This window comes from Streptococcus sp. 1004_SSPC (assembly GCF_001069025.1).
GTDB lineage: Bacteria > Bacillota > Bacilli > Lactobacillales > Streptococcaceae > Streptococcus > Streptococcus vestibularis.
In genome coordinates this window covers 1-20410 of record NZ_JWGQ01000008.1, presented here as the reverse complement: position 1 = coordinate 20410, position 20410 = coordinate 1, and the positions used below count along the sequence as shown (strand labels likewise).

The 20410-nt window shown below is 34.0% G+C and carries 19 protein-coding genes, 4 pseudogenes and 1 CRISPR repeat array; of the genes and pseudogenes, 18 read left to right on the top strand and 5 right to left on the bottom strand.

Translation table 11 applies throughout. The features are described 5' to 3' along the window. Window positions 1-34 precede the first annotated feature (34 nt). The 8 genes from pezA (at window position 35) to ADF62_RS00310 (ending at window position 8769) form a co-directional block, all read left to right on the top strand. The gene (gene pezA, locus ADF62_RS00345) at window positions 35-511 is read left to right on the top strand and encodes a type II toxin-antitoxin system antitoxin PezA (protein WP_048787835.1); all 477 of its coding nucleotides are present in this window, start codon (window positions 35-37) and stop codon (window positions 509-511) included. Next, window positions 511-1296: a type II toxin-antitoxin system toxin PezT gene (gene pezT, locus ADF62_RS00340; RefSeq protein ID WP_048787834.1), complete on the top strand. Its 786-nt coding sequence runs from the start codon at window positions 511-513 to the stop codon at window positions 1294-1296. Before pezA ends, pezT begins: the two co-directional genes overlap by 1 nt. Then, window positions 1286-3325 carry an ATP-dependent nuclease gene (locus ADF62_RS00335; protein WP_048787833.1) on the top strand — a complete coding sequence of 680 codons (2040 nt, stop codon included), beginning with the start codon at window positions 1286-1288 and terminating at the stop codon, window positions 3323-3325. The genes pezT and ADF62_RS00335 overlap by 11 nt, the downstream gene beginning before the upstream one ends. Next, window positions 3307-5232 (top strand): UvrD-helicase domain-containing protein, encoded by a 1926-nt coding sequence (locus ADF62_RS00330; protein WP_048787832.1) that lies wholly within the window; start codon window positions 3307-3309, stop codon window positions 5230-5232. Before ADF62_RS00335 ends, ADF62_RS00330 begins: the two co-directional genes overlap by 19 nt. A 19-nt stretch (window positions 5233-5251) precedes the next feature. Next, window positions 5252-5842, top strand: a complete 591-nt coding sequence (locus ADF62_RS00325) for a hypothetical protein (protein WP_048787831.1) — start codon at window positions 5252-5254, stop codon at window positions 5840-5842. A 337-nt stretch (window positions 5843-6179) separates the two neighbouring features. Beyond that, window positions 6180-6539, top strand: coding sequence for an SAG1252 family conjugative relaxosome accessory protein (locus ADF62_RS00320; protein WP_048787830.1), 360 nt, complete (start codon window positions 6180-6182; stop codon window positions 6537-6539). Window positions 6540-6548: 9 nt separating this feature from the next. Further along, complete coding sequence (locus ADF62_RS00315) at window positions 6549-6914, top strand: MobC family plasmid mobilization relaxosome protein (RefSeq protein ID WP_048787829.1); 366 nt, start codon at window positions 6549-6551, stop codon at window positions 6912-6914. Beyond that, entirely contained in the window at window positions 6901-8769 is a 1869-nt protein-coding gene (locus tag ADF62_RS00310) for an SAG1250 family conjugative relaxase (protein ID WP_048787828.1), read from the top strand. Before ADF62_RS00315 ends, ADF62_RS00310 begins: the two co-directional genes overlap by 14 nt. Window positions 8770-8814: 45 nt before the next feature. Here ADF62_RS00310 and ADF62_RS00305 read toward each other — a convergent pair whose 3' ends face one another. Together ADF62_RS00305 and ADF62_RS10000 are read right to left on the bottom strand one after the other, a co-directional pair. Further along, on the bottom strand, window positions 8815-9891 hold the full coding sequence (locus tag ADF62_RS00305) for a sensor histidine kinase (RefSeq protein WP_048787827.1): 1077 nt from the start codon (window positions 9889-9891) through the stop codon (window positions 8815-8817). Then, window positions 9876-10091, bottom strand: a pseudogene (locus tag ADF62_RS10000) (winged helix-turn-helix domain-containing protein); the annotation flags it as partial. The gene ADF62_RS00305 and the pseudogene ADF62_RS10000, both read right to left, overlap by 16 nt. On the opposite strand from ADF62_RS10000, the pseudogene ADF62_RS00300 reads away from it, so the two are divergent. Together ADF62_RS00300 and ADF62_RS00295 are read left to right on the top strand one after the other, a co-directional pair. Continuing rightward, window positions 10079-10441: pseudogene (locus tag ADF62_RS00300) on the top strand (DUF4300 family protein); the annotation flags it as partial. The pseudogenes ADF62_RS10000 and ADF62_RS00300 overlap by 13 nt on opposite strands. A 141-nt stretch (window positions 10442-10582) precedes the next feature. Further along, the gene (locus tag ADF62_RS00295) at window positions 10583-10894 is read left to right on the top strand and encodes a hypothetical protein (protein WP_003094237.1); all 312 of its coding nucleotides are present in this window, start codon (window positions 10583-10585) and stop codon (window positions 10892-10894) included. 51 nt (window positions 10895-10945) lie between these two features. Here ADF62_RS00295 and ADF62_RS11830 read toward each other — a convergent pair. Beyond that, a pseudogene (locus ADF62_RS11830) lies at window positions 10946-11136 on the bottom strand (bacteriocin immunity protein). A 98-nt stretch (window positions 11137-11234) separates the two neighbouring features. Then, a complete protein-coding gene (locus ADF62_RS00285) occupies window positions 11235-11654 on the bottom strand; it encodes an SP_0198 family lipoprotein (protein ID WP_003094396.1) in 420 nt (139 codons plus the stop codon). Between the two features lie 243 nt (window positions 11655-11897). Between ADF62_RS00285 and ADF62_RS11825 the strand changes: the two are divergent. After that, a pseudogene (locus tag ADF62_RS11825) lies at window positions 11898-12257 on the top strand (DUF1722 domain-containing protein). A 65-nt stretch (window positions 12258-12322) separates the two neighbouring features. Here ADF62_RS11825 and ADF62_RS11275 read toward each other — a convergent pair. After that, a complete protein-coding gene (locus tag ADF62_RS11275) occupies window positions 12323-12568 on the bottom strand; it encodes a hypothetical protein (RefSeq protein ID WP_037621523.1) in 246 nt (81 codons plus the stop codon). On the opposite strand from ADF62_RS11275, the gene ADF62_RS11270 reads away from it, so the two are divergent. The 7 genes from ADF62_RS11270 (at window position 12568) to csn2-St (ending at window position 19716) form a co-directional block, all read left to right on the top strand. Continuing rightward, complete coding sequence (locus tag ADF62_RS11270; RefSeq protein WP_003093242.1) at window positions 12568-12729, top strand: hypothetical protein; 162 nt, start codon at window positions 12568-12570, stop codon at window positions 12727-12729. The genes ADF62_RS11275 and ADF62_RS11270 overlap by 1 nt on opposite strands. After that, a complete protein-coding gene (locus ADF62_RS11265; protein ID WP_155809867.1) occupies window positions 12710-12883 on the top strand; it encodes a hypothetical protein in 174 nt (57 codons plus the stop codon). The genes ADF62_RS11270 and ADF62_RS11265 overlap by 20 nt, the downstream gene beginning before the upstream one ends. A gap of 134 nt (window positions 12884-13017) precedes the next feature. Next, entirely contained in the window at window positions 13018-13632 is a 615-nt protein-coding gene (locus ADF62_RS00270) for a hypothetical protein (protein WP_003097516.1), read from the top strand. Between the two features lie 253 nt (window positions 13633-13885). After that, window positions 13886-17254, top strand: a complete 3369-nt coding sequence (gene cas9, locus ADF62_RS00265) for a type II CRISPR RNA-guided endonuclease Cas9 (RefSeq protein ID WP_048787825.1) — start codon at window positions 13886-13888, stop codon at window positions 17252-17254. A 176-nt stretch (window positions 17255-17430) separates the two neighbouring features. Beyond that, a complete protein-coding gene (gene cas1, locus ADF62_RS00260) occupies window positions 17431-18342 on the top strand; it encodes a type II CRISPR-associated endonuclease Cas1 (RefSeq protein ID WP_003097497.1) in 912 nt (303 codons plus the stop codon). A gap of 1 nt (window position 18343) precedes the next feature. Further along, window positions 18344-18667, top strand: a complete 324-nt coding sequence (cas2, locus tag ADF62_RS00255) for a CRISPR-associated endonuclease Cas2 (RefSeq protein ID WP_002946754.1) — start codon at window positions 18344-18346, stop codon at window positions 18665-18667. Beyond that, a complete protein-coding gene (csn2-St, locus tag ADF62_RS00250; protein ID WP_003097495.1) occupies window positions 18664-19716 on the top strand; it encodes a CRISPR-associated protein Csn2-St in 1053 nt (350 codons plus the stop codon). The genes cas2 and csn2-St overlap by 4 nt, the downstream gene beginning before the upstream one ends. A 63-nt stretch (window positions 19717-19779) precedes the next feature. Then, a CRISPR array of direct repeats spans window positions 19780-20410; the repeat unit is 36 nt; unit sequence GTTTTTGTACTCTCAAGATTTAAGTAACTGTACAAC.

The following is a 20410-nucleotide window of genomic DNA, read 5'->3' as shown; positions in this document are numbered from 1 at the left end:
CTATAATGGATTTATAAAAATAAAGGAGTTTGCCATGATTGGAAAGAACATAAAGTCCTTACGTAAAACGCATGACTTAACACAACCAGAATTTGCCCGAATTATTGGAATTTCTCGAAATAGCTTGAGTCGTTATGAAAATGGAACTAGTTCAGTCTCTACGGAACTAATAGATATCATTTGTCAGAAGTTTAATGTATCTTATGTCGATATCGTAGGAGAAGACAAAATGCTCAATCCTGTTGAAGATTATGAATTGACTTTAAAAATTGAAATTGTGAAAGAAAGAGGTGCTAATCTACTTTCTCGACTCTATTGCTATCAAGATAGTCAGGGAATTAGCATTGATGATGAATCTAATCCTTGGATTTTAATGAGTGATGATCTATCTGACTTGATTCATACGAATATCTATTTAGTAGAAAATTTTGATGAAATAGAGAGATATAGTGGCTATTTGGACGGTATTGAGCGGATGTTAGACATGGTGAATCATCGGGTGGTAGCCTAATGGGAATCCAAGATTATACTGACAGTGCATTCAAACATGCTTTAGCTCGGAACGTTCGCTCATTGACAAGAGGAAAAAAGTCCAGTAAGCAACCTATAGCGATTTTGCTTGGAGGGCAAAGTGGTGCTGGTAAGACTACAATTCATCGAATTAAACAGAAAGAATTTCAAGGAAATATTGTTATCATAGATGGCGATAGTTTTCGTTCTCAGCATCCACGCTATTTAGAACTGCAGCAAGAATATGGCAAAGATAGTGTAGAATACACCAAAGATTTTGCAGGCAAAATGGTAGAGTCTTTAGTAACAGAATTGAGTCATTTGAGATACAATCTTTTGATTGAGGGAACTTTACGAACGATTGAGGTTCCAAAGAAAACAGCACAACTCTTGAAAAACAAGGGATATGAAGTGCAATTAGCCTTGATTGCGACAAAGCCTAAGCTGTCCTATTTGAGCACTCTTATCCGATACGAAGAACTGTACGCTATTAATCCAAATCAAGCACGCGCAACTCCAAAAGAACATCATGATTTCATTGTAAATCATCTAGTTGATAATACAAGACAATTGGAAGAACTAGCTATCTTTGAAAGAATTCAAATTTATCAACGAGATAGAAGTTCTGTATATGATTCAAAAGAAAATGAAACTTCAGCAGCGGATGTTCTTCAAGAGTTACTGTTTGGGGAGTGGAGTCAGGTAGAGAAGGAGATGTTGCAGGTGGGACAAGAACGGTTGAGAGAATTGTGTGATAGAGATAGAGAGGGAAATTATGAAAATTAAAAAAATTTATGTACAAAATTATCGTTTATTGAAGGATTTTTCTCTAGAGTTGAAAAATGATTTATCTTTAATTGTTGGTAAAAATAATTGTGGTAAGACTTCGGTTTTATCTGTGTTAGAAAAGATATTCAATAAGAATTCTGGTAATACCTTAACATGGGAAGATATTAGCTTAAGTCATAGAAAAGAAATTTATGAAAAAGTAAAGTTAGTTTCTGATATTTCTGAGAAAGACTGGGAACCTATTTTAGGTACTAGTCTTCAAATTTGGATTCAATATTCGGAAATAGATTCGTATCAAAATATCCAAACATTCATGATGGATTTAAATCCCGATAACAATTTTATTATTCTTGAATTTACGTATATAATCCCTATTCAAAAACTTCGTGAGTTAAATCTTCAAGTTAGTGATTTTATAGATGATTTTTCAAGATTTGAGTCGTTCATGAAGAAAAATATGAGTAAACTTTTCGAAATGCAGATTTACTCACTGGGATACAATCCTTCTACTCAAAAATTAACAGAAGAAAAATCTGATTTACTTGAAATGAAAGATGTTCATAAAATTATTAAAGTAAGAGGGATCAGTGCTAGTCGAGAAGTATCTAATAAAGAAAATAACCATTCATTGTCTAAGACGTCAAATCAATTTTATAAATTAAATAATGGAGAAGATATTGACAGCAATGCAAATAATTTACTTAAATCTGCGATTTTAAAGGCAGATGAAACTTTAACGAAAGCTTATAGTGGTGATGATAGTAGCGAAGGGATATTTACTCCAGTCTTTGAACGAGTAAAAAGATTTGGTGGAAATGATAGTGAAGCAGAGTTGGCAATTCATTCATCACTGTCTGAGAAAGATATTATAAGTAATAATACGACGCTATATTATAAGCATGATGATAGTCTATTACCTGAGACATATAATGGTTTGGGGTATTTAAATCTATATGGAATAATTTTTGAAATTGAGACTGTAATGGCAGATATAAAAAAAGACCCTGCAGATATTAACCTAGTTTATATTGAAGAGCCAGAATCGCATACGCATCCACAATTACAGTATATTTTTATCAAGAATATTAAAGATTTGTTAAAAGTACACGATGATGAACTAAAAGCACGTGGAGATACTAGCGGTGTTCAAACTTTAATTACAACTCATTCATCTCACATAGTTTCTGATTGTAGCTTTGATGATCTAATTTATTTTAAGCGTGATAATGGCACAGCAGTATCAAAGGCTTTTAACTCATTGAAAGAAGAATATGGTGATGAACAACTAGGATATAAATTTGTAAAGCAGTACCTTACTCTCAATAGTAGTGAATTATTTTTTGCTGATAAAGTTATTTGTGTTGAGGGTGATACAGAAAGGATTTTAATTCCTACGATGATGCAAAAGGTAGATATAGCCAATCCAATAAACAAAGCTTCGAATACAATGCCATTGCTTTCTCAAAATATTTCAATTATCGAAACAGGTGCTCATTCACAAGTGTTTAGGAAATTATTTGATTTCTTAGGAATAAAAGTATTGATAATTACAGATATTGATCCAGCAAATAAAAATGAAAATAATCGTATGAATTCTTGTTCGGCAGTAGATGCTACATCTACGACAAATACTTCAATTAAAAGCTTCTTTGATATTTCTGGAGATGAAATTTTTTCAATAGTAACTCAAAAGAGTTTTGCAGAAAAAATATCATCAGATTATAGAATCCGTATTGCATATCAAATTCCCGAAGATGACAATGGTTATCAACCTGCTAGTTTTGAGGATGCCTTTATTGGTTTAAATAAAGAATTTATTATTAAACATAAAGATGGTCTTATTGAATTTGAAGCTTTAAAAAACTTTGATGATGGTGAGATAGAAGATTTCTATGAATTTGCTAGGAATAAAGTGAACAAAAAATCTGCATTTGCGTCAAGTTTATTATACTTTGAAGATGAAGAAAATACTTGGAAAGTACCTAACTATATTTCGGAGGGATTATTATGGTTGAGAGAACAATAGAATCAGAGGTAGAAAAAGTATTTGAAGTTATAAAACAAGATCAAAATTTTATTCTTGAGGGCGGTGCTGGAAGCGGGAAAACTTATTCGTTAATTTCCATTATTGAAAAAATATCTATTGAGGAACCGAAACAATCGATTATATGTATTACTTATACTAACAATGCTGTTGCAGAGATTAGGTCACGAATCATTAATGATAATTTATGGGTTTCAACAATTCATGAGTTTATCTGGTATGTCATTGGAAAATTCCAAAAAGAGATTAAAGAATGTCTTGTTGAGTTAATAAATGATGATTCACAAAAGTTATTCGTTGCACCAAAGGAAGTATTTGAAGAAGAAAATATTTCACATGATTACTTTGATGATGTTCGTGTTGACTATGCTGAATGGTATTCTATGAGTAGAACAGACCAAAATAGAGTTCAAATAAGTCATGATCATATCCTTATAGTTGCTGAAAAAATGTTTTCGAAATATAAGAAACTGTGTGATATTTTAGCGGATACTGCAAACTATATTTTTGTTGACGAATATCAAGATACAAGTCCACTAATTGTGAAAATATTATTAGAACATCTACAAAAGAGTACTAAGAAAAATGTTGTAGGATTTTTTGGAGATTCTATGCAAGCTATTTATGATTCAGGGGTAGGAGACTTAGATTCTTATAATTTGGTAAAGATACAAAAAGCTCAAAACCGGCGTAATCCTAAAAAAGTTATTGACTTGGCAAATAAATTCAGAAATGATGGATTAGTTCAAATCCCATCTAGTGATGTAACTGCTCCCAATATGGAAGAAGGTAATGTAATTCAAGGAGTAGTGAAATTTATCTACGGGAATGATATTAATAAACTTGAAGTTCTTAGAAATAGTAAACTATACAGAGAGTTAGAATTCGATATACCTAACAAAACAAAGGAATTGCGCCTGACGCATAAACTTAATGCAGAAATGGCAGGTTTCTCTAAGTTATTTGAATTATATAATTCTGATATATTTGTGAAATTAGTTGCAAATTTGAAGAAGAAAATTGACACAAATCAGATAATTGATGATGGAAAATCATTTGAAGAGTTAGTAGAAGAAGCTCAAATAGTTGTTGGAAGGGGTGGTCCATTAATAATTGATGTTGTTAAATCTACCCCAGAACTTTTAGATTTTTATGATGAAGTTAAAACATATTCGTTTGAAGAAGTGATTAGTAAGAGTAAAGTTAACAAAGATTCTTTATTAGCATATAAATTTAATGGATCAAGCAGTAGATATGAAGCGGGTACAGATAGAGATAGGATTCTTAGAAGACTAGATCTAATCCATGAACTATTAGATCTATATAAAACAGGTAAGCATAATGAATTTTTACGTATTACTAAATTTAATATAACTTCTTCAGAAGATAAGATTAGTCTATCTGAAGTTATGACAAAAATCTCTGTTGATGATATTACAATTGGAAAAGTCATAGAACTTGCAGAGGTAAGTGGATTAATTTCAAAGGATGACTTATTTACTAATTTTATTGAAAATAGGGGATATTATTTATGGTTACGACTTAAGAAATTATCATTTAAAGAATATATAAATAGTATTGCTTATCTTAGAGAATATGTATCTGTCATAACTCAGCATAAAGTTAAAGGCAGTGAATATGAGAATGTCTTAGTTTTGTTAGATAATGGAAGGTGGAATCAATATAATTTTGATACCTTATTTGGTATGGGGTCTACTAGTGAGAAGGTTCAAGATAGAACGAAGAAATTATTCTATGTCGCAATCACTAGAGCAATGAAAAATTTAATCGTTTATATGCCGACTAGTGATAGTCAGATTATTGAAAAAGCACAAGATTACTTCGAATTAGATGATATTGTTGATGTTATGTCTTTCGTTGATGATTAAATTTTGGTAAGGAGGAAATATGATTACATTAGACACTAAATTGTTGGAATTTGATATTACTGGTATTTTAGGTTTTGAAATTAATCAACACATTGATTTTTATAATGATGGGGTTAATGAAGCCTATATGGCAATTAAAAATAATGATAAGAGTACTGCATTATCTATTTTACGAATACTAAAATCACAATTAGATAGAGAATATAAGTATTTTGATTCTAAGAGGTTTTGGGATTTTAATTCTCTAAACGATGCATATAGCTATGTTGATGGTATAAATAGAGCGAGTAGAGCATTAGTAGGGGCACCAAATTATAGAAATTTGGAATCTATGCTCTATGATATTAATGATTATATGACTAGGCATAGATATGAAGAGGATATGTTTTATGGGAATATATTTGCCTTAGCTGTGGAAAATCGATTAGATGAGATGACAAATCAAGAATATCATTCTTGTGCTGGACAATTACTTCAAAGGATTAGAGCATTTTATCTGCGACCAGGAAAAGGTACTGCAAAAGAATGTATTGAACTTTCTAAAGGTTTTTCACAAAAGAGTTTAGAACCGTATGTCTTTAAAGAATATTTTGCTAAATATTTAAGATAGTTTTTTGAGAGTTTAGGCTCTCTTTTTTCTTACCTTTATTTCTATGATGTGATAACTTTTCCAAAACATTCTTGTTATCCTTATATCATTCCTAAGAAAATCAGGTCTTGATTTTTCACTGGGGGGTTGGGGGGCGGAGCCACCAAGTTATCTTATCGTTGGCTGTCAAAATTGGAGGGTTTTGGTCGGCTGGCGATATGATTTTTGGGATATTGTGGACACAATATCTGAGCTCGCAAAGACCGAACAAGAAGCGAGTGAGGCCTTTAGGAAGCGTACTGACAATGTGAGGTAGACTTACACTGTCAGACAAGTAGAATGTTGAAGGGATATCAGAATGGGACAAGAAATTAAGTCAATCCGAAAGCAATTTAGAATTACGAGACAAGAAGAAAAACAGATAAAAGAAATGATGAGGGAACAAAAAGTGGATAGTTTCTCAGAATTTCTTCGTCAAAATTTATTGAAAAAGAATTATCAGGATAGAATTTTTGAAAGTTGGTTCTCCCTTTGGCAGTCTCAAAAGTTTGAACAGATTAGTCGAGATGTGTATGAAGTTCTGGTTGTCGCAAGAGAAAATCATCAAGTGACTCAAGAGCACGTCTCAATCTTATTGACTTGCGTTCAAGAATTGATTGCAGAAGTGAATCAAGTGCAGCCACTCAGTCGTGAGTTCCGTGAAAAATATATGGGTTAGGACGATGTAATGGTTTATCGCTATCGTACCAATCTCAAAAAAGTATTTCTAACTGATCCAGAATTACACCAATTGAATGAACGGATTGCTAAGAGCAATTGTCAAAATTTCTCAGTCTATGCCAGAAAAGTGTTACTTAATCCCAATATGGCTTTTGTCACAATTAACACGGATACCTATGAACAGTTAGTGTTTGAATTGAGACGGATTGGGAATAACATCAATCAAATTGCGCGTGCGATTAATCAAAGCCATTTGATTTCTCAGGACCAATTACAAGAATTGAGTAAAGGAGTCGGAGAGTTAATTAAGGAAGTGGATAGAGAATTTCAAGTGGAAGTGAAAAAATTGAAGGAGTTTTATGGTAGTCACTAAACATTTTGCGACACATGGTAAAAAATATCGTAGGCGTTTGATTAAGTATATCCTCAATCCCTATAAAACAGATGATTTGAAATTGGTATCTGATTTTGGAATGAGCAATTACTTGGACTTCCCTAGTCATGCAGAAATGGTAGAGATGTACAATGTCAACTTCACCAATAATGACAAGTTGTACGAATCCAGAAACGACCGACAAGAAAAACACCAACAAACTATTCATGCTCATCACCTCATTCAATCATTTTCTCCTGAAGATAATCTGACACCTGAAGAAATTAATCGCATTGGTTATGAGACCATGATGGAATTAACAGGAGGACGTTTTCGTTTTATCGTGGCAACTCACACAGACAAAAATCATATTCATAATCACATCTTAATCAACTCTATTGACCGCAATTCAGATAAAAAGTTGATATGGAACTATGCCTTGGAACGAAACCTCCGTATGATTTCAGACCGTATTTCGAAAATGGCTGGTGCAAAAATTATTGAGAAACGTTATTCCTATCGAGATTATAAAAAATATAGGCAGTCTAGTCATAAATTTGAATTAAAGCAACGTCTTTATTTTTTGATGCAGCAATCTAAATCATTTGATGATTTTTTAGAGAAAGCAAAGCAGTTGCATGTTCAGATTGATTTTAGTCAAAAGCATAGCCGTTTTTTGATGACAGATAGAACGATGATAAAACCAATTCGAGGACGCCAACTCAGCAAACGAGATCTATATGATGAAGAATTTTTTAGAACGCATTTTGCTAAGCAAGAGATTAAAAGTCGTTTAGAATTTTTGTTGAACCGTGTCAATTCTTTAGAAGAGTTAATAACAAAAGCAAAAGAATCGAATCTAACCATTGACTTAAAACAAAAAAATGTAACTTTTATCCTGGAAGAAGAGAATCAAAAGATAAGTTTGGGTCATCAAAAAATAAGTGATAAGAAATTATATGATGTCAAATTTTTTCAAGATTATTTTAAAAATAAGGAAGTCGGTGCTTCAGAAGGATTAGAGAATTTACAGGAACAGTACCATGCTTTCCAAGAAGAACGAGATAAGGATAAAGTATCCACTGAAGAGATTGAGGAAGCCTTTGAGACATTTAAGGAAAAACGAGATACCGTTCGTGAATTTGAAGTGGAACTTGCAGAGAACCAAATAGAGAAGCAAGTTGATGAGGGCATTTATATCAAAGTGTCTTTTGGTATTAAGCAGAGTGGTCTCATTTTCATTCCCAATTATCAATTAGATATTCTGGAAGAAGAGAATCAGACAAAATATAAAGTCTATATCCGAGAGACAACCTCATATTTTGTCTATAACAAAGAACATTCGGATAAGAATCAGTATATTAAAGGGCGAACCTTGATTAGACAGTTAACCAACGATAGTCGAGTAATACCATACAGAAGACCGACTGTTGATCGACTTCAAGAAAAGATTTCTGAGATTAATCTCTTGATTGAGTTGACAGAGACAGACAAAAAATACCAGGACATCAAAGACGAACTGGTTGCAGAAATAGCAGAGCTAGACATCAAACTGACTCAAACAAATGAAAAAATCGCCACCTTAAACAAGATGGCGGAAGTGCTTATCAATTTGAAGAGTGAAGATCCAAATAGTCGAAAACTAGCAAGGTATGACTTTTCAAAACTAAATTTAACAGAATCAATTACACTAGAGCAAGTGACTGAAGAAATAAGAGTATTACAAGAGGAGCTAGGTCATTATCTTTATGAGTATGAAAGACTGATTATAATATTGGAAGAATTTGTAAAAATGTTAAATATTACTACTAATAATCCTAATCCAAAATTTCAAGAGAATATTTTGATGGACTAATCTCTATAATTGACATAGTGGTATAAAATATTTGATAACTAAAGACTAGACTGGTATACAAATAGTGACAAGAGCACCGTTCTCAAAATTACTCAAATTTACTTCTCCGCCATGAATTTTCGCTACCCGATTAACAAATGCTAATCCAATTCCGAAATGACTTCCTTGCTCTGAATTTGTTGCCTGTTTGTCTTGAAAGTATAGTAACCCATATTTCTCGAGTATATTCTCCGAAAATGAAGAATCGCTATTCCATATGGAAATATAAAATTTATTATCTATTAACCTATAGTCTACTCTTATTAATGGAAAATTACTTTTGGAATGGTCAATTGCATTATTAATAATATTTAAGATTGCTCGTAGGAATAGGTTTAAATTAAGTGTTAAATTAATAGTGATTGGTAGATTATTGGAAAATTGGATTTTAGCCTTTTTATCAGTAATTAACTTAATTTCTTGTTCAAATAATTCAAGTAAGTAATCCGAAGAGAAACTCTCCCAATTAGAACTATCATTATAGAATGTTTTAGAGTAATTAATTAGCTGATTAAAGTATCTATTAAGTTGTTGGCTAGCAATTTCGATATCTCCTAAACATTGACCAATATTTCCAGTAATATCCATAGATTGTAAAAATTGAGCATTTCCTTGAATAATTGTTAAAGGTGTCTTCAAATCATGTGCTGCAGCTGAGACTTGAAACATCAATTCCTTTTTTTGCTGTTTTTCAGATTGAATCATTTTTTTAATCGTTGACTGCATTTCCTGAATTTTTTGTCTTGTTTCAATCAGTTCAATCAAAGTTAATTTAGCTGGGGCTTGTTCATTTATATCAACCAATAGACTTTGATTATAAACAATATTTGTTTCTTGCTTTATCTTTTCTAGAAGGTTGCTAATATTTTTAGCAATAATAGAAAATAAAATTAGACTAATATAAATCCAAGAAATCGTGCTGAAATAGATAGTAAATGCACCTGCATTTTTTTCAGTAATATTAGTAAAAGCAGTAAATAACAATGGTAGCAAATAAAATAGAAAAAGACTAATAAGAAATTGTCTTAAAATCTTAAAATATGTTTGTTTAATCAGTTGGTTAAAAGTCAGAGCGTTATCCACTGATAACCACCTCCCCAGATTGTTTTAATTGGATTAATTTCATAAGGTTTTAATTTTTGCCTGATTTGGTATACATACTCTGTAATAGACCTTCCCAGTGTTTCAGAATCATGAGGGTAAAGATAATCAAAGAGTTCGTCATTTGAAAATATTCTATTTGGATTGCTGGAAAGCAACAAAATTAATTGGAATTCTCTTTTCAAGGGTTAAGACTGAACCTACCCAAGATGTCAAGGTTCACGCCAAACATATGGAAGATTACTACAAGCAGTTCACCTTTGATGACAAGGCATGTATGCTGTCGGTTGTTGTCCATGATAATCTGGACGGAGATTCTCTTTTTGTTGGTCATGTTGGCGTCTTAGTTCCAACGACGGATGGCTACTTATTTGTTGAAAAGTTGACCTTCGAAGAGCCCTACCAAGCCATTAAATTTGCTAGCAAGAAGGACTGCTACAAGTATCTCACAACCAAGTACAAGGACTACACCGGACCGGGTCTAGCCAAACCCTTTATCATGGACAATGGCAAATGGGTGGATATGGACTAGGTTAACGTGCAACGAAAGTTTGAGTAGGGTAGAAACATGACACATGAGCTAGTCAATCCCTTGTCTCATCAGTCCCAATCAGTTGTATAATCTCATGTAAGAGTGTAAAATCTACTATATAAAGATTAAGAGGAATTAGTAATGAAATTAAAAGATTTTACTGAAAAAGAACAAGAACAAATCAACCAAGGGTTGAGTACAGCTGAGATTTCTGACAAGGAAGCTGCGAAGAAGTTGCTTGACTTGGTACCGCTAGAATGGATTAAACGCATTCCTTTCTTTGTAAGAGGCCATGCGACGACTAAGACAGTAGAGCGTGTAGCCAAGCAATATCCTGAGCTCTATGCAGTGGCTAAGCGCCAAGGGGACCTTCCTGAAAAAGAGAGAGAAGAGTTGCGTAAAATCATGACAGCTATTTTTGAAGAAAAAATGAACAAACACAAAATTAAGTAATGTTTTACCAAAAAAGGTATAAGTCTGCAAACTTATACCTTTTTCTTATCTTTACTTCCTATTTGACTTGGATAGACTAATGGCAACCACTGTCGCACCCAGATAAAATGCAGCTAGCAAACCTTTTGTAGTTATAAAAGGTTTGTCGAAGATAATATAATTATATACAGAAAATCCGAGTCCAATAAGAGTTACACTAATTGATAAAAGAATAGCGTCAACCATAATTGTCTTTGGGTCATCATCAGCCTCCTGTTTGTATCCGTTTTCTTTCTTGCAATAGTAAAACATAAAAAAACTTAGCTAAATCAAGAGAGTGGTTTGGCTAAGGTATATGATATTATTTTGTTAAGATAATGGTATCATCTGAATCACGATCATCATCTTCAATAGTCAGCTGATTTCCGTCGAGTTTATAGTATTTGATATCATCCCCAATCGTTAGACTTTGATTGGCAGGGTTAACTGTTACAGACTTGCTATCCTTCTCGCCATCTGCTTCGTCCTCTTCCCAAGTACCAGTATTTCCAGAGATAGTAAGAGTAATACGATCGCTTTCATCAGTTCCTTTATAGGTGCCATCTAGCCCGTTAGTCTGTTTAGAAGCTTCAGAACTTTGTGAAGGTGAAACCTTACTTGAACTTTGTTGGGTACTAGCAGAGCTTTCAGGTGTTTGAGCTTTCTGGTTTGAGCAGGCTGCTAAAAGACCAAGAACTGCCATAGAGGCAAGAGAAAGTGTGAGTTTTTTGGACAATGTCATAGGCTTTGTCTCCTTTCTTTGATACCTTAAGTATAGCAAACGCTTATACATAAACCAAGCAAAACCCTTTTTCTGAAAATAGATACAACTATCCCTAGCAAATGACTCCCCACTAGCAAGATCATACTCTATTATCCCCATTTAAACTATGCTATGATGATAAAAAGTTATTAAGGAAGGTCCCTAATGACAACAAGAAATCCACGTCGCCAGTGAGAGCGACTTTGGGCAGTAAATAAGTACCTGGTGTTCAGTCATTCAAACAAGATTTACTTAGAAATCCGGAACTATCTCAAGAATGATGAGGTTAGTTTGGATTAGGCTCAAGCTTATATTAATCAAGCACTTGACCTTCCTGAAAATCCTGGTCAAGTCGTCAATTCCTTCCAACATATCTGCAGCTATTTTAAGAAAAGGGCGACTGCCAGCGAAAAGGAAATGTTTATGGTCCAGATGGATAGCTATAAGGTTGTAAGGGAAACTAGGATTCTAGGGGCTAATCTCGTCCAGTCTCTATTATTTGGGCTCATCCATGCGCTTATGTTTATCCAACTAATTGGCGCCCTAAAAGCTATGGCTACTTTTTACCTTCTCACTCATTGAGATAAATATAGCAGAAAATTATCATGGATGAATTAAAAGAAATCAAACTTAAAAACTATTAGTACTTAAATGAGGTCGCCATCAAGGGAGAGATATTCTTCACTGGCTTCTCTCTCATGGAGCTTTTTCCCATTTGTGAAATTGCTAGGAGTAGAGGTATTGACGATATCATCTATAATGGAGGCATCAGTGGTTTGAATACGGATGAATTTCTCCAGCATATCCTTCCCCTGATTTTGGATTTGCAACCGGCCAAGCTTTTCATCAGTATGGGTACTAATGTTATGACCTAGGAGACTTATGGAGACCATTGGTTACACCATATGATGGCAAATATCGGACAAATTCTGGAGCAAATACTAGCTATATTGCTAAATACCAAGATTTACCTGATAGCTTTTTCTCCAGCAAATCTTCATCTGCCTTGTCAGACCCGGGCATCTATCCAGTGGATGAAACTGCGGACCCCTGAAAACCTTGACCGTTCTAATAAGACTCCTGAGGAAATCGCCAAAACCTATGGTTGCCACTTCATTAATTGTAATGCTGAGCCGGTCGATGATATAAAAGAGCAGAAAGCAGAGCGTACCTATGACGGCGTTCACCTATATGCCAATGCTTACTGAAAGGTCTATGAAGCTCTTGAGCCCTACCTCTTGGATTAAGAAAATATGAGAGAATTTCCAGTTCTTACTCGCTTTTTTCCCTTGATTCCAGTACAATAGACGTCAAAAGTGAAAAATTGAAATGGGGTATCCCTATGTGGAAGTGGTTTAAACGATTCATTGTCCTTGTCATTGTGCTCTTTTTTGCAATGGTGGCTCTACTTATTCCGGATAAGATTGACAGTCAAGACCAATTAAAAAATGTACCAACACAAACATCTCTTGTTGATTTAGTCCAGGCTGGTATTGGTGGGACATCACTATCATCAGGGAGCCTTTCAACCGAGATTAATCTGGATAGTAATCAGTTTCGTCAAGTCCTAAAAGAAAGCATAGCTGAATCTAATGATGAGACCCTGCAAAACAGTACCGTAGAGTTGAATGATTCCTATCTAACAGCTAAGGTTCCCGTATCTCTTGGCCCTATCGAATCAACATTTAGCCTTGATTTTACGGTCAGCACTAACAAGGAAGTCATCCTACTAGATTTGGCAGGTGCCCACCTGGGTCGCCTTCCAGTTCCAAAATCACTGGTTCTGCCTTACCTCAAGAAGAGCATTGCCCAGTCCAGCAGTGGTGTTCGCGTGGTTAACAACCAGATTCAGCTCAAGCTTCCTGAAATCGGCTACGAAATTGAGCAAGCCACTATTAACAATAGCAAGATGAAGGTGAAGCTTAACATTCCGATTTCCTTGCCAACAAGTTGGTAATTTAAACTCCTTTGTTCAAAAATGAAATCCAAGACCAAGTCCAAGTTGACTTGGCTTTTTACATGAGCAAAGTCGTTAAAGGGAGTAGTATTTATATTTTTTCTAGATTTCGGAATGAAGTGAATAAAGTTGTTTAGATAAAAATAATATTAAATTGATTTTTTAAAACATAGATTATAGCGTTTACAAACACGGTTGTGAATTTTCAGATATTATTGTAAAATATTAGAAAAAAGCATAAGGAGATTCTTAAATGAGCGACTTAGTTTTAGGACTTGATATCGGTATAGGTTCTGTTGGTGTAGGTATCCTTAATAAAGTGACGGGAGAAATTATCCATAAGAATTCACGCATTTTCCCAGCAGCCCAAGCGGAAAATAATGTAGAACGTAGAACAAATCGTCAAGGAAGACGATTGACACGACGTAAAAAACATCGTAGAGTTCGTTTAAATCATCTATTTGAGGAAAGTGGATTAATCACCGATTTTACGAAGGTTTCAATCAATCTTAACCCATATCAATTACGGGTTAAGGGCTTGATCGATGAATTGTCTAATGAAGAATTGTTTATCGCTCTTAAAAATATGGTGAAACACCGTGGGATTAGTTATCTCGATGATGCCAGTGATGACGGAAATTCATCAGTAGGAGACTATGCACAAATTGTTAAGGAAAATAGTAAACAATTAGAAACTAAGACACCGGGACAGATTCAGTTGGAACGCTACCAAAAATATGGTCAATTACGTGGTGATTTTACTGTTGAGGAAGATGGAAAAAAACATCGCTTAATTAATGTCTTTCCAACATCAGCTTATCGTGCAGAAGCGCTAAGAATATTACAAACCCAACAAGAATTTAATTCACAGATTACAGATGAATTTATTAATCGTTATCTCGAAATTTTAACTGGAAAACGGAAATATTATCACGGACCAGGTAATGAAAAGTCTCGGACTGATTATGGTCGTTATAGAACGAGTGGAGAAACTTTAGACAATATTTTTGGTATCCTAATCGGGAAATGTACATTTTATCCAGAAGAGTTTAGAGCAGCAAAAGCATCCTACACGGCTCAAGAATTCAATTTGCTAAATGATTTGAACAATCTAACAGTTCCTACTGAAACCAAGAAGTTGAGCGAAGAACAGAAGAATCAAATCATTAATTATGTCAAAAACGAAAAGGCAATGGGGCCAGCGAAACTTTTTAAATATATCGCTAAGCTACTTTCTTGTGATATTGCAGATATCAAGGGATACCGTATCGACAAATCAGATAAGGCTGAGATTCATACTTTCGAAGCCTATCGAAAGATGAAGACGCTTGAAACCATTGATATTGAGAAAATGTCAAGAGAGGAACTTGATAAGTTAGCCTATGTCTTGACATTAAACACTGAGAGGGAAGGTATTCAAGAAGCCTTAGAGCATGAGTTTGTTGATGGTAACTTTAGCCAGGAGCAAATTGACGAATTGGTTCAATTCCGCAAAGCAAATAGTTCCATTTTTGGCAAAGGATGGCATAATTTTTCTGTCAAACTGATGATGGAGTTAATCCCAGAATTGTATGCGACGTCAGAAGAGCAAATGACTATCCTGACACGACTTGGGAAACAAAAAACAACTTCGTCTTCAAATAAAACAAAATATATAGATGAAAAACTATTAACTGAAGAAATCTATAATCCTGTTGTTGCTAAGTCTGTTCGCCAAGCTATAAAAATAGTAAATGCAGCAATCAAAGAGTATGGAGACTTTGACAATATTGTCATCGAAATGGCTCGTGCAACAAATGAAGATGATGAAAAGAAAGCTATTCAAAAGATTCAAAAAGCAAACAAAGATGAAAAAGATGCAGCAATGCTTAAGGCTGCCAACCAATATAATGGAAAGGCTGAATTACCACATAGTGTTTTCCACGGTCATAAGCAATTAGCGACTAAAATCCGCCTATGGCATCAGCAAGGAGAACGTTGCCTTTATACTGGTAAGACAATTTCAATACATGATTTGATTAATAATCCTAATCAATTTGAAATAGATCATATTTTACCTCTCTCTATTACCTTTGATGATAGCCTTGCCAATAAGGTTTTAGTTTATGCAACTGCTAACCAAGAAAAAGGACAACGAACACCTTACCAGGCTTTAGATAGTATGGATGATGCATGGTCTTTCCGTGAATTAAAAGCCTTTGTCCGTGAATCAAAAACACTTTCAAATAAGAAAAAAGAATATCTTCTTACGGAAGAAGATATTTCAAAATTTGATGTTCGAAAGAAATTTATTGAACGAAATCTTGTAGATACAAGATACGCTTCAAGAGTTGTCCTCAATGCCCTTCAAGAACACTTTAGAGCTCACAAGATTGATACAAAAGTTTCCGTGGTTCGTGGTCAATTCACATCTCAATTGAGACGCCATTGGGGAATTGAGAAGACTCGTGATACTTATCATCACCATGCCGTAGATGCACTGATTATTGCTGCTTCAAGTCAGTTGAATTTGTGGAAAAAACAAAAGAATACCCTTGTAAATTATTCAGAAAACCAACTACTTGATATTGAAACTGGTGAACTTATTAGTGATGATGAGTACAAGGAATCTGTGTTCAAAGCCCCTTACCAACATTTTGTTGATACATTGAAGAGTAAAGAATTTGAAGACAGTATCTTATTCTCATATCAAGTGGATTCTAAGTTTAATCGTAAAATATCAGATGCCACCATTTATGCAACAAGACAGGCTAAAGTAGGAAAAGATAAGAAGGATGAAACTTATGTCTTAGGGAAAATCAAAGATATCTATAGCCAGACTGGCTATGATGCCTTTATAAAGATTTATCAGAAGGATAAGTCAAAATTCCTCATGTATCGTCACGACCCACAAACCTTTGAGAAAGTTATCGAGCCAATTTTAGAGAACTATCCTAATAAGGAAATGAATGAAAAAGGGAAAGAAGTACCATGTAATCCTTTCCTAAAATATAAAGAAGAACATGGCGACTATATTCGTAAATATAGTAAAAAAGGCAATGGTCCTGAAATCAAGAGTCTTAAATACTATGATAGTAAGTTAGGTAATCATATTGATATCACTCCCAAAGATAGTAACAATAAAGTTGTCTTGCAGTCAGTTTCTCCATGGAGAGCGGATGTCTATTTCAATAAGACTACTGGAAAATACGAAATCCTTGGATTAAAATATGCTGATCTACAATTTGAGAAAGGGACAGGAACATATAAGATTTCTCAGGAAAAATACAATGTCATTAAGAAGAAAGAGGGTGTAGATTCTGATTCAGAATTCAAGTTTACACTTTATAAAAACGATTTGTTGCTTATCAAAGATACGGAAACAAAAGAACAGCAGCTATTCCGTTTCTTATCTCGTACTAAACCTAATGTTAAACACTATGTAGAATTAAAACCTTATGATAAACAGAAATTTGAAGGAAATGAATCGTTAATAAATGTACTAGGAGCTGTAGCTAAAGGTGGTCAATGTCAAAAGGGAATAAACAAACCCAATATTTCTATTTACAAAGTAAGAACGGATGTTCTAGGAAATCAGCATATCATCAAAAATGAGGGTGATAAGCCTAAGCTAGATTTTTAATATTAATTGTTAAAAAGTGTTGCAATTATAGTTGTCATATACTATAATAATCGTGTAAGGGACGCCTTACACAGTTACTTAAATCTTGCAGAAGCTACAAAGATAAGGCTTCATGCCGAAATCAACACCCTGTCATTTTATGGCAGGGTGTTTTCGTTATTTAAAAAGGAGAAGAAATGACTTGGAGAGTTGTACATGTCAGTCAAAGTGAGAAGATGCGCTTAAAGCTTGATAACTTATTAGTGCAAAAGATGGGACAAGAGTTTACGGTGCCACTTAGTGATATTTCGATAATAGTTGCAGAAGGTGGAGATACCATTGTTACACTTAGATTATTAAGCGCCCTAAGTAAATATAATATTGCCTTAGTCGTTTGTGATAACGAACATTTACCAACAGGAATTTATCACTCACAAAATGGGCACTTTAGAGCTTACAAACGCTTGAAAGAACAGATGGATTGGTCTCAGAAACAAAAGGACAAGGCATGGCAGATTGTAACTTATTATAAAATCAATAACCAAGAGGATGTCCTAGCCATGTTTGAAAAAAGTCTAGATAACATTAGACTACTTTCAGACTATAAAGAGCAGATAGAACCTGGTGATAGAACGAATAGAGAGGGACATGCTGCCAAGGTCTACTTTAATGAGCTCTTTGGTAAACAATTTGTCAGAGTAACTCAGCAAGAAGCTGATGTCATCAATGCTGGCTTAAACTATGGCTATGCTATTATGAGGGCTCAGATGGCTAGAATAGTGGCGGGTTATGGTTTAAATGGTCTATTAGGGATCTTCCATAAAAATGAATACAATCAGTTTAATTTGGTTGATGACTTGATGGAGCCATTTAGACAGATTGTAGATGTTTGGGTTTATGATAATTTACGAGATCAAGAATTCCTTAAGTATGAGTATAGGTTGGGATTGACAGATTTACTCAATGCTAAAATCAAATATGGCAAAGAGACTTGCTCAGTGACAGTTGCTATGGATAAATATGTCAAAGGCTTTATCAAATATATTTCGGAAAAAGATAGTAGTAAATTTCACTGTCCGGTGGTATCAAGTTTAGAGTGGAGAAAATAAGATGAGGTATGAAGCATTGAGATTATTATGTTTTTTTGATTTGCCCATGGAATCCAAGGATGAAAAAAGAATCTATCGTAATTTTCGTAAAGAATTAATTTCAAATGGGTTTGAAATGTTACAATTTTCGGTCTACTATCGCACTTGTCCTAATAGAAGTTTTGCAAATAAATTTTATAAGAAGTTAAAGATGAGTAATCTACCTGCTGGAAATGTGAGACTTTTGGCGGTTACTGAAAAGCAATTTTCAGAAATGACGTTAATCATAGGTGGCAAAACTAAGCAAGAAGAAATCGTCAGTGATAATAAGTTGGTGGTTATATGAAATTTTTTGTACAACATCCTTACAAAGAACGTATTGAATTGAATATTGGGGTAATCACACAAATTGTTGGTCAGAATAATGAACTCAAATATTATACTTGGCAGATTTTGAGTTGGTATTTTGGTGGAAGAAAATACTCAAGTGAGGACTTAAGTATTTTTGATTATGAAGAGCCTACTATACTTGATGAGACTGGAGAAATAGTGAAGCGAAGTAGCTATCACTATATCGACATTTCAAGTTTTAAGGATTTACTTGAACAGATGGAATATAAGAAAGGCACACTTGCTCACGATTACCTTAGTAAAGTTGTCAATCAAGTGGATATAGTAGCCCATTTGGAGAGAATTAATGAACAAGTAGAGCTTATAGAAGAAACCATGAATCGGCATATAAACTTAAACTGTGGTCAGGTGGAATACCATTTAGAGAATCGCCCTCTAACACTAGACCAACTACTCACAAAAAATTTTAGTCCATTTTTTACCATTGAGAATATGAATCTATCTTTCGAATGGGTTTCAAATACTGATAAACTATCCCTCTTTTTAGAAATGTTAGACCGTCTTCTGTCACAAACAACAGAGAAATATCTCATCCTGCTAAAAAATATTGATAGTTTTATTTCAGAGGACTCATATGATAGTTTTTATAAGCAAATTGATCAGCTAGTCAAAAAGTATCCAAACCTAACCTTTATTTTATTTCCAAGTGACCAAGGCTATCTAAAGATTGATGAGGAAAATAGCAAGTTCGTCAATATTTTATCTGACCAGGTGGAGCATTTGTATGATGTTGAGTTTATGTATGAAAGTGTAGCGAAACATTATCCAAGTAATAATTTTCCAACGAGAGAGGATTTTAGGATATCCTTAGAGACCGTAACGCCTTATTTATTGACAAAAATGCTGAGACAACCTAGTCTCTCACTTGTTGATTCAGTAATATTGAATATCCTAAATCAGTTGTTTCATTTTAGTTACCGTATAAGATATTCCCAAACATCTGATGAAAAACTTTTACAGAAATTTTTAGAAAGTAAGGATTGACAAGGACAGTTATTGTTTTTATAATCACTATGTGGGTATAAAAACATCAAAATTTCATTTGAGGTTTTTGTACTCTCAAGATTTAAGTAACTGTACAACCAACGTCTTTCCAGAAATGAAGAATCAGTTGTTTTTGTACTCTCAAGATTTAAGTAACTGTACAACTTGACGGTTCGGACTTCGAACGCACAGAGCGGTTTTTGTACTCTCAAGATTTAAGTAACTGTACAACCAATACCTTAAAGAGATACAAATGGAGTGAGTTTTTGTACTCTCAAGATTTAAGTAACTGTACAACATGACACACTTTTCAATAACTTATATCACGGTTTTTGTACTCTCAAGATTTAAGTAACTGTACAACCATCGGTCTGACCAAACGCATCTTGCAATGGTTTTTGTACTCTCAAGATTTAAGTAACTGTACAACCCCTTTACCTGGTCTTACCGACCAATGGTGGTTTTTGTACTCTCAAGATTTAAGTAACTGTACAACCTGGTAAGAAGGGTAAAAAAGAGTGGCACTGTTTTTGTACTCTCAAGATTTAAGTAACTGTACAACCAGATTGGTTTATCGAACAAGGTCGCAAGTGTTTTTGTACTCTCAAGATTTAAGTAACTGTACAACTGTCGTTATTACCAACTTTAGCGATAGCTGGTTTTTGTACTCTCAAGATTTAAGTAACTGTACAAC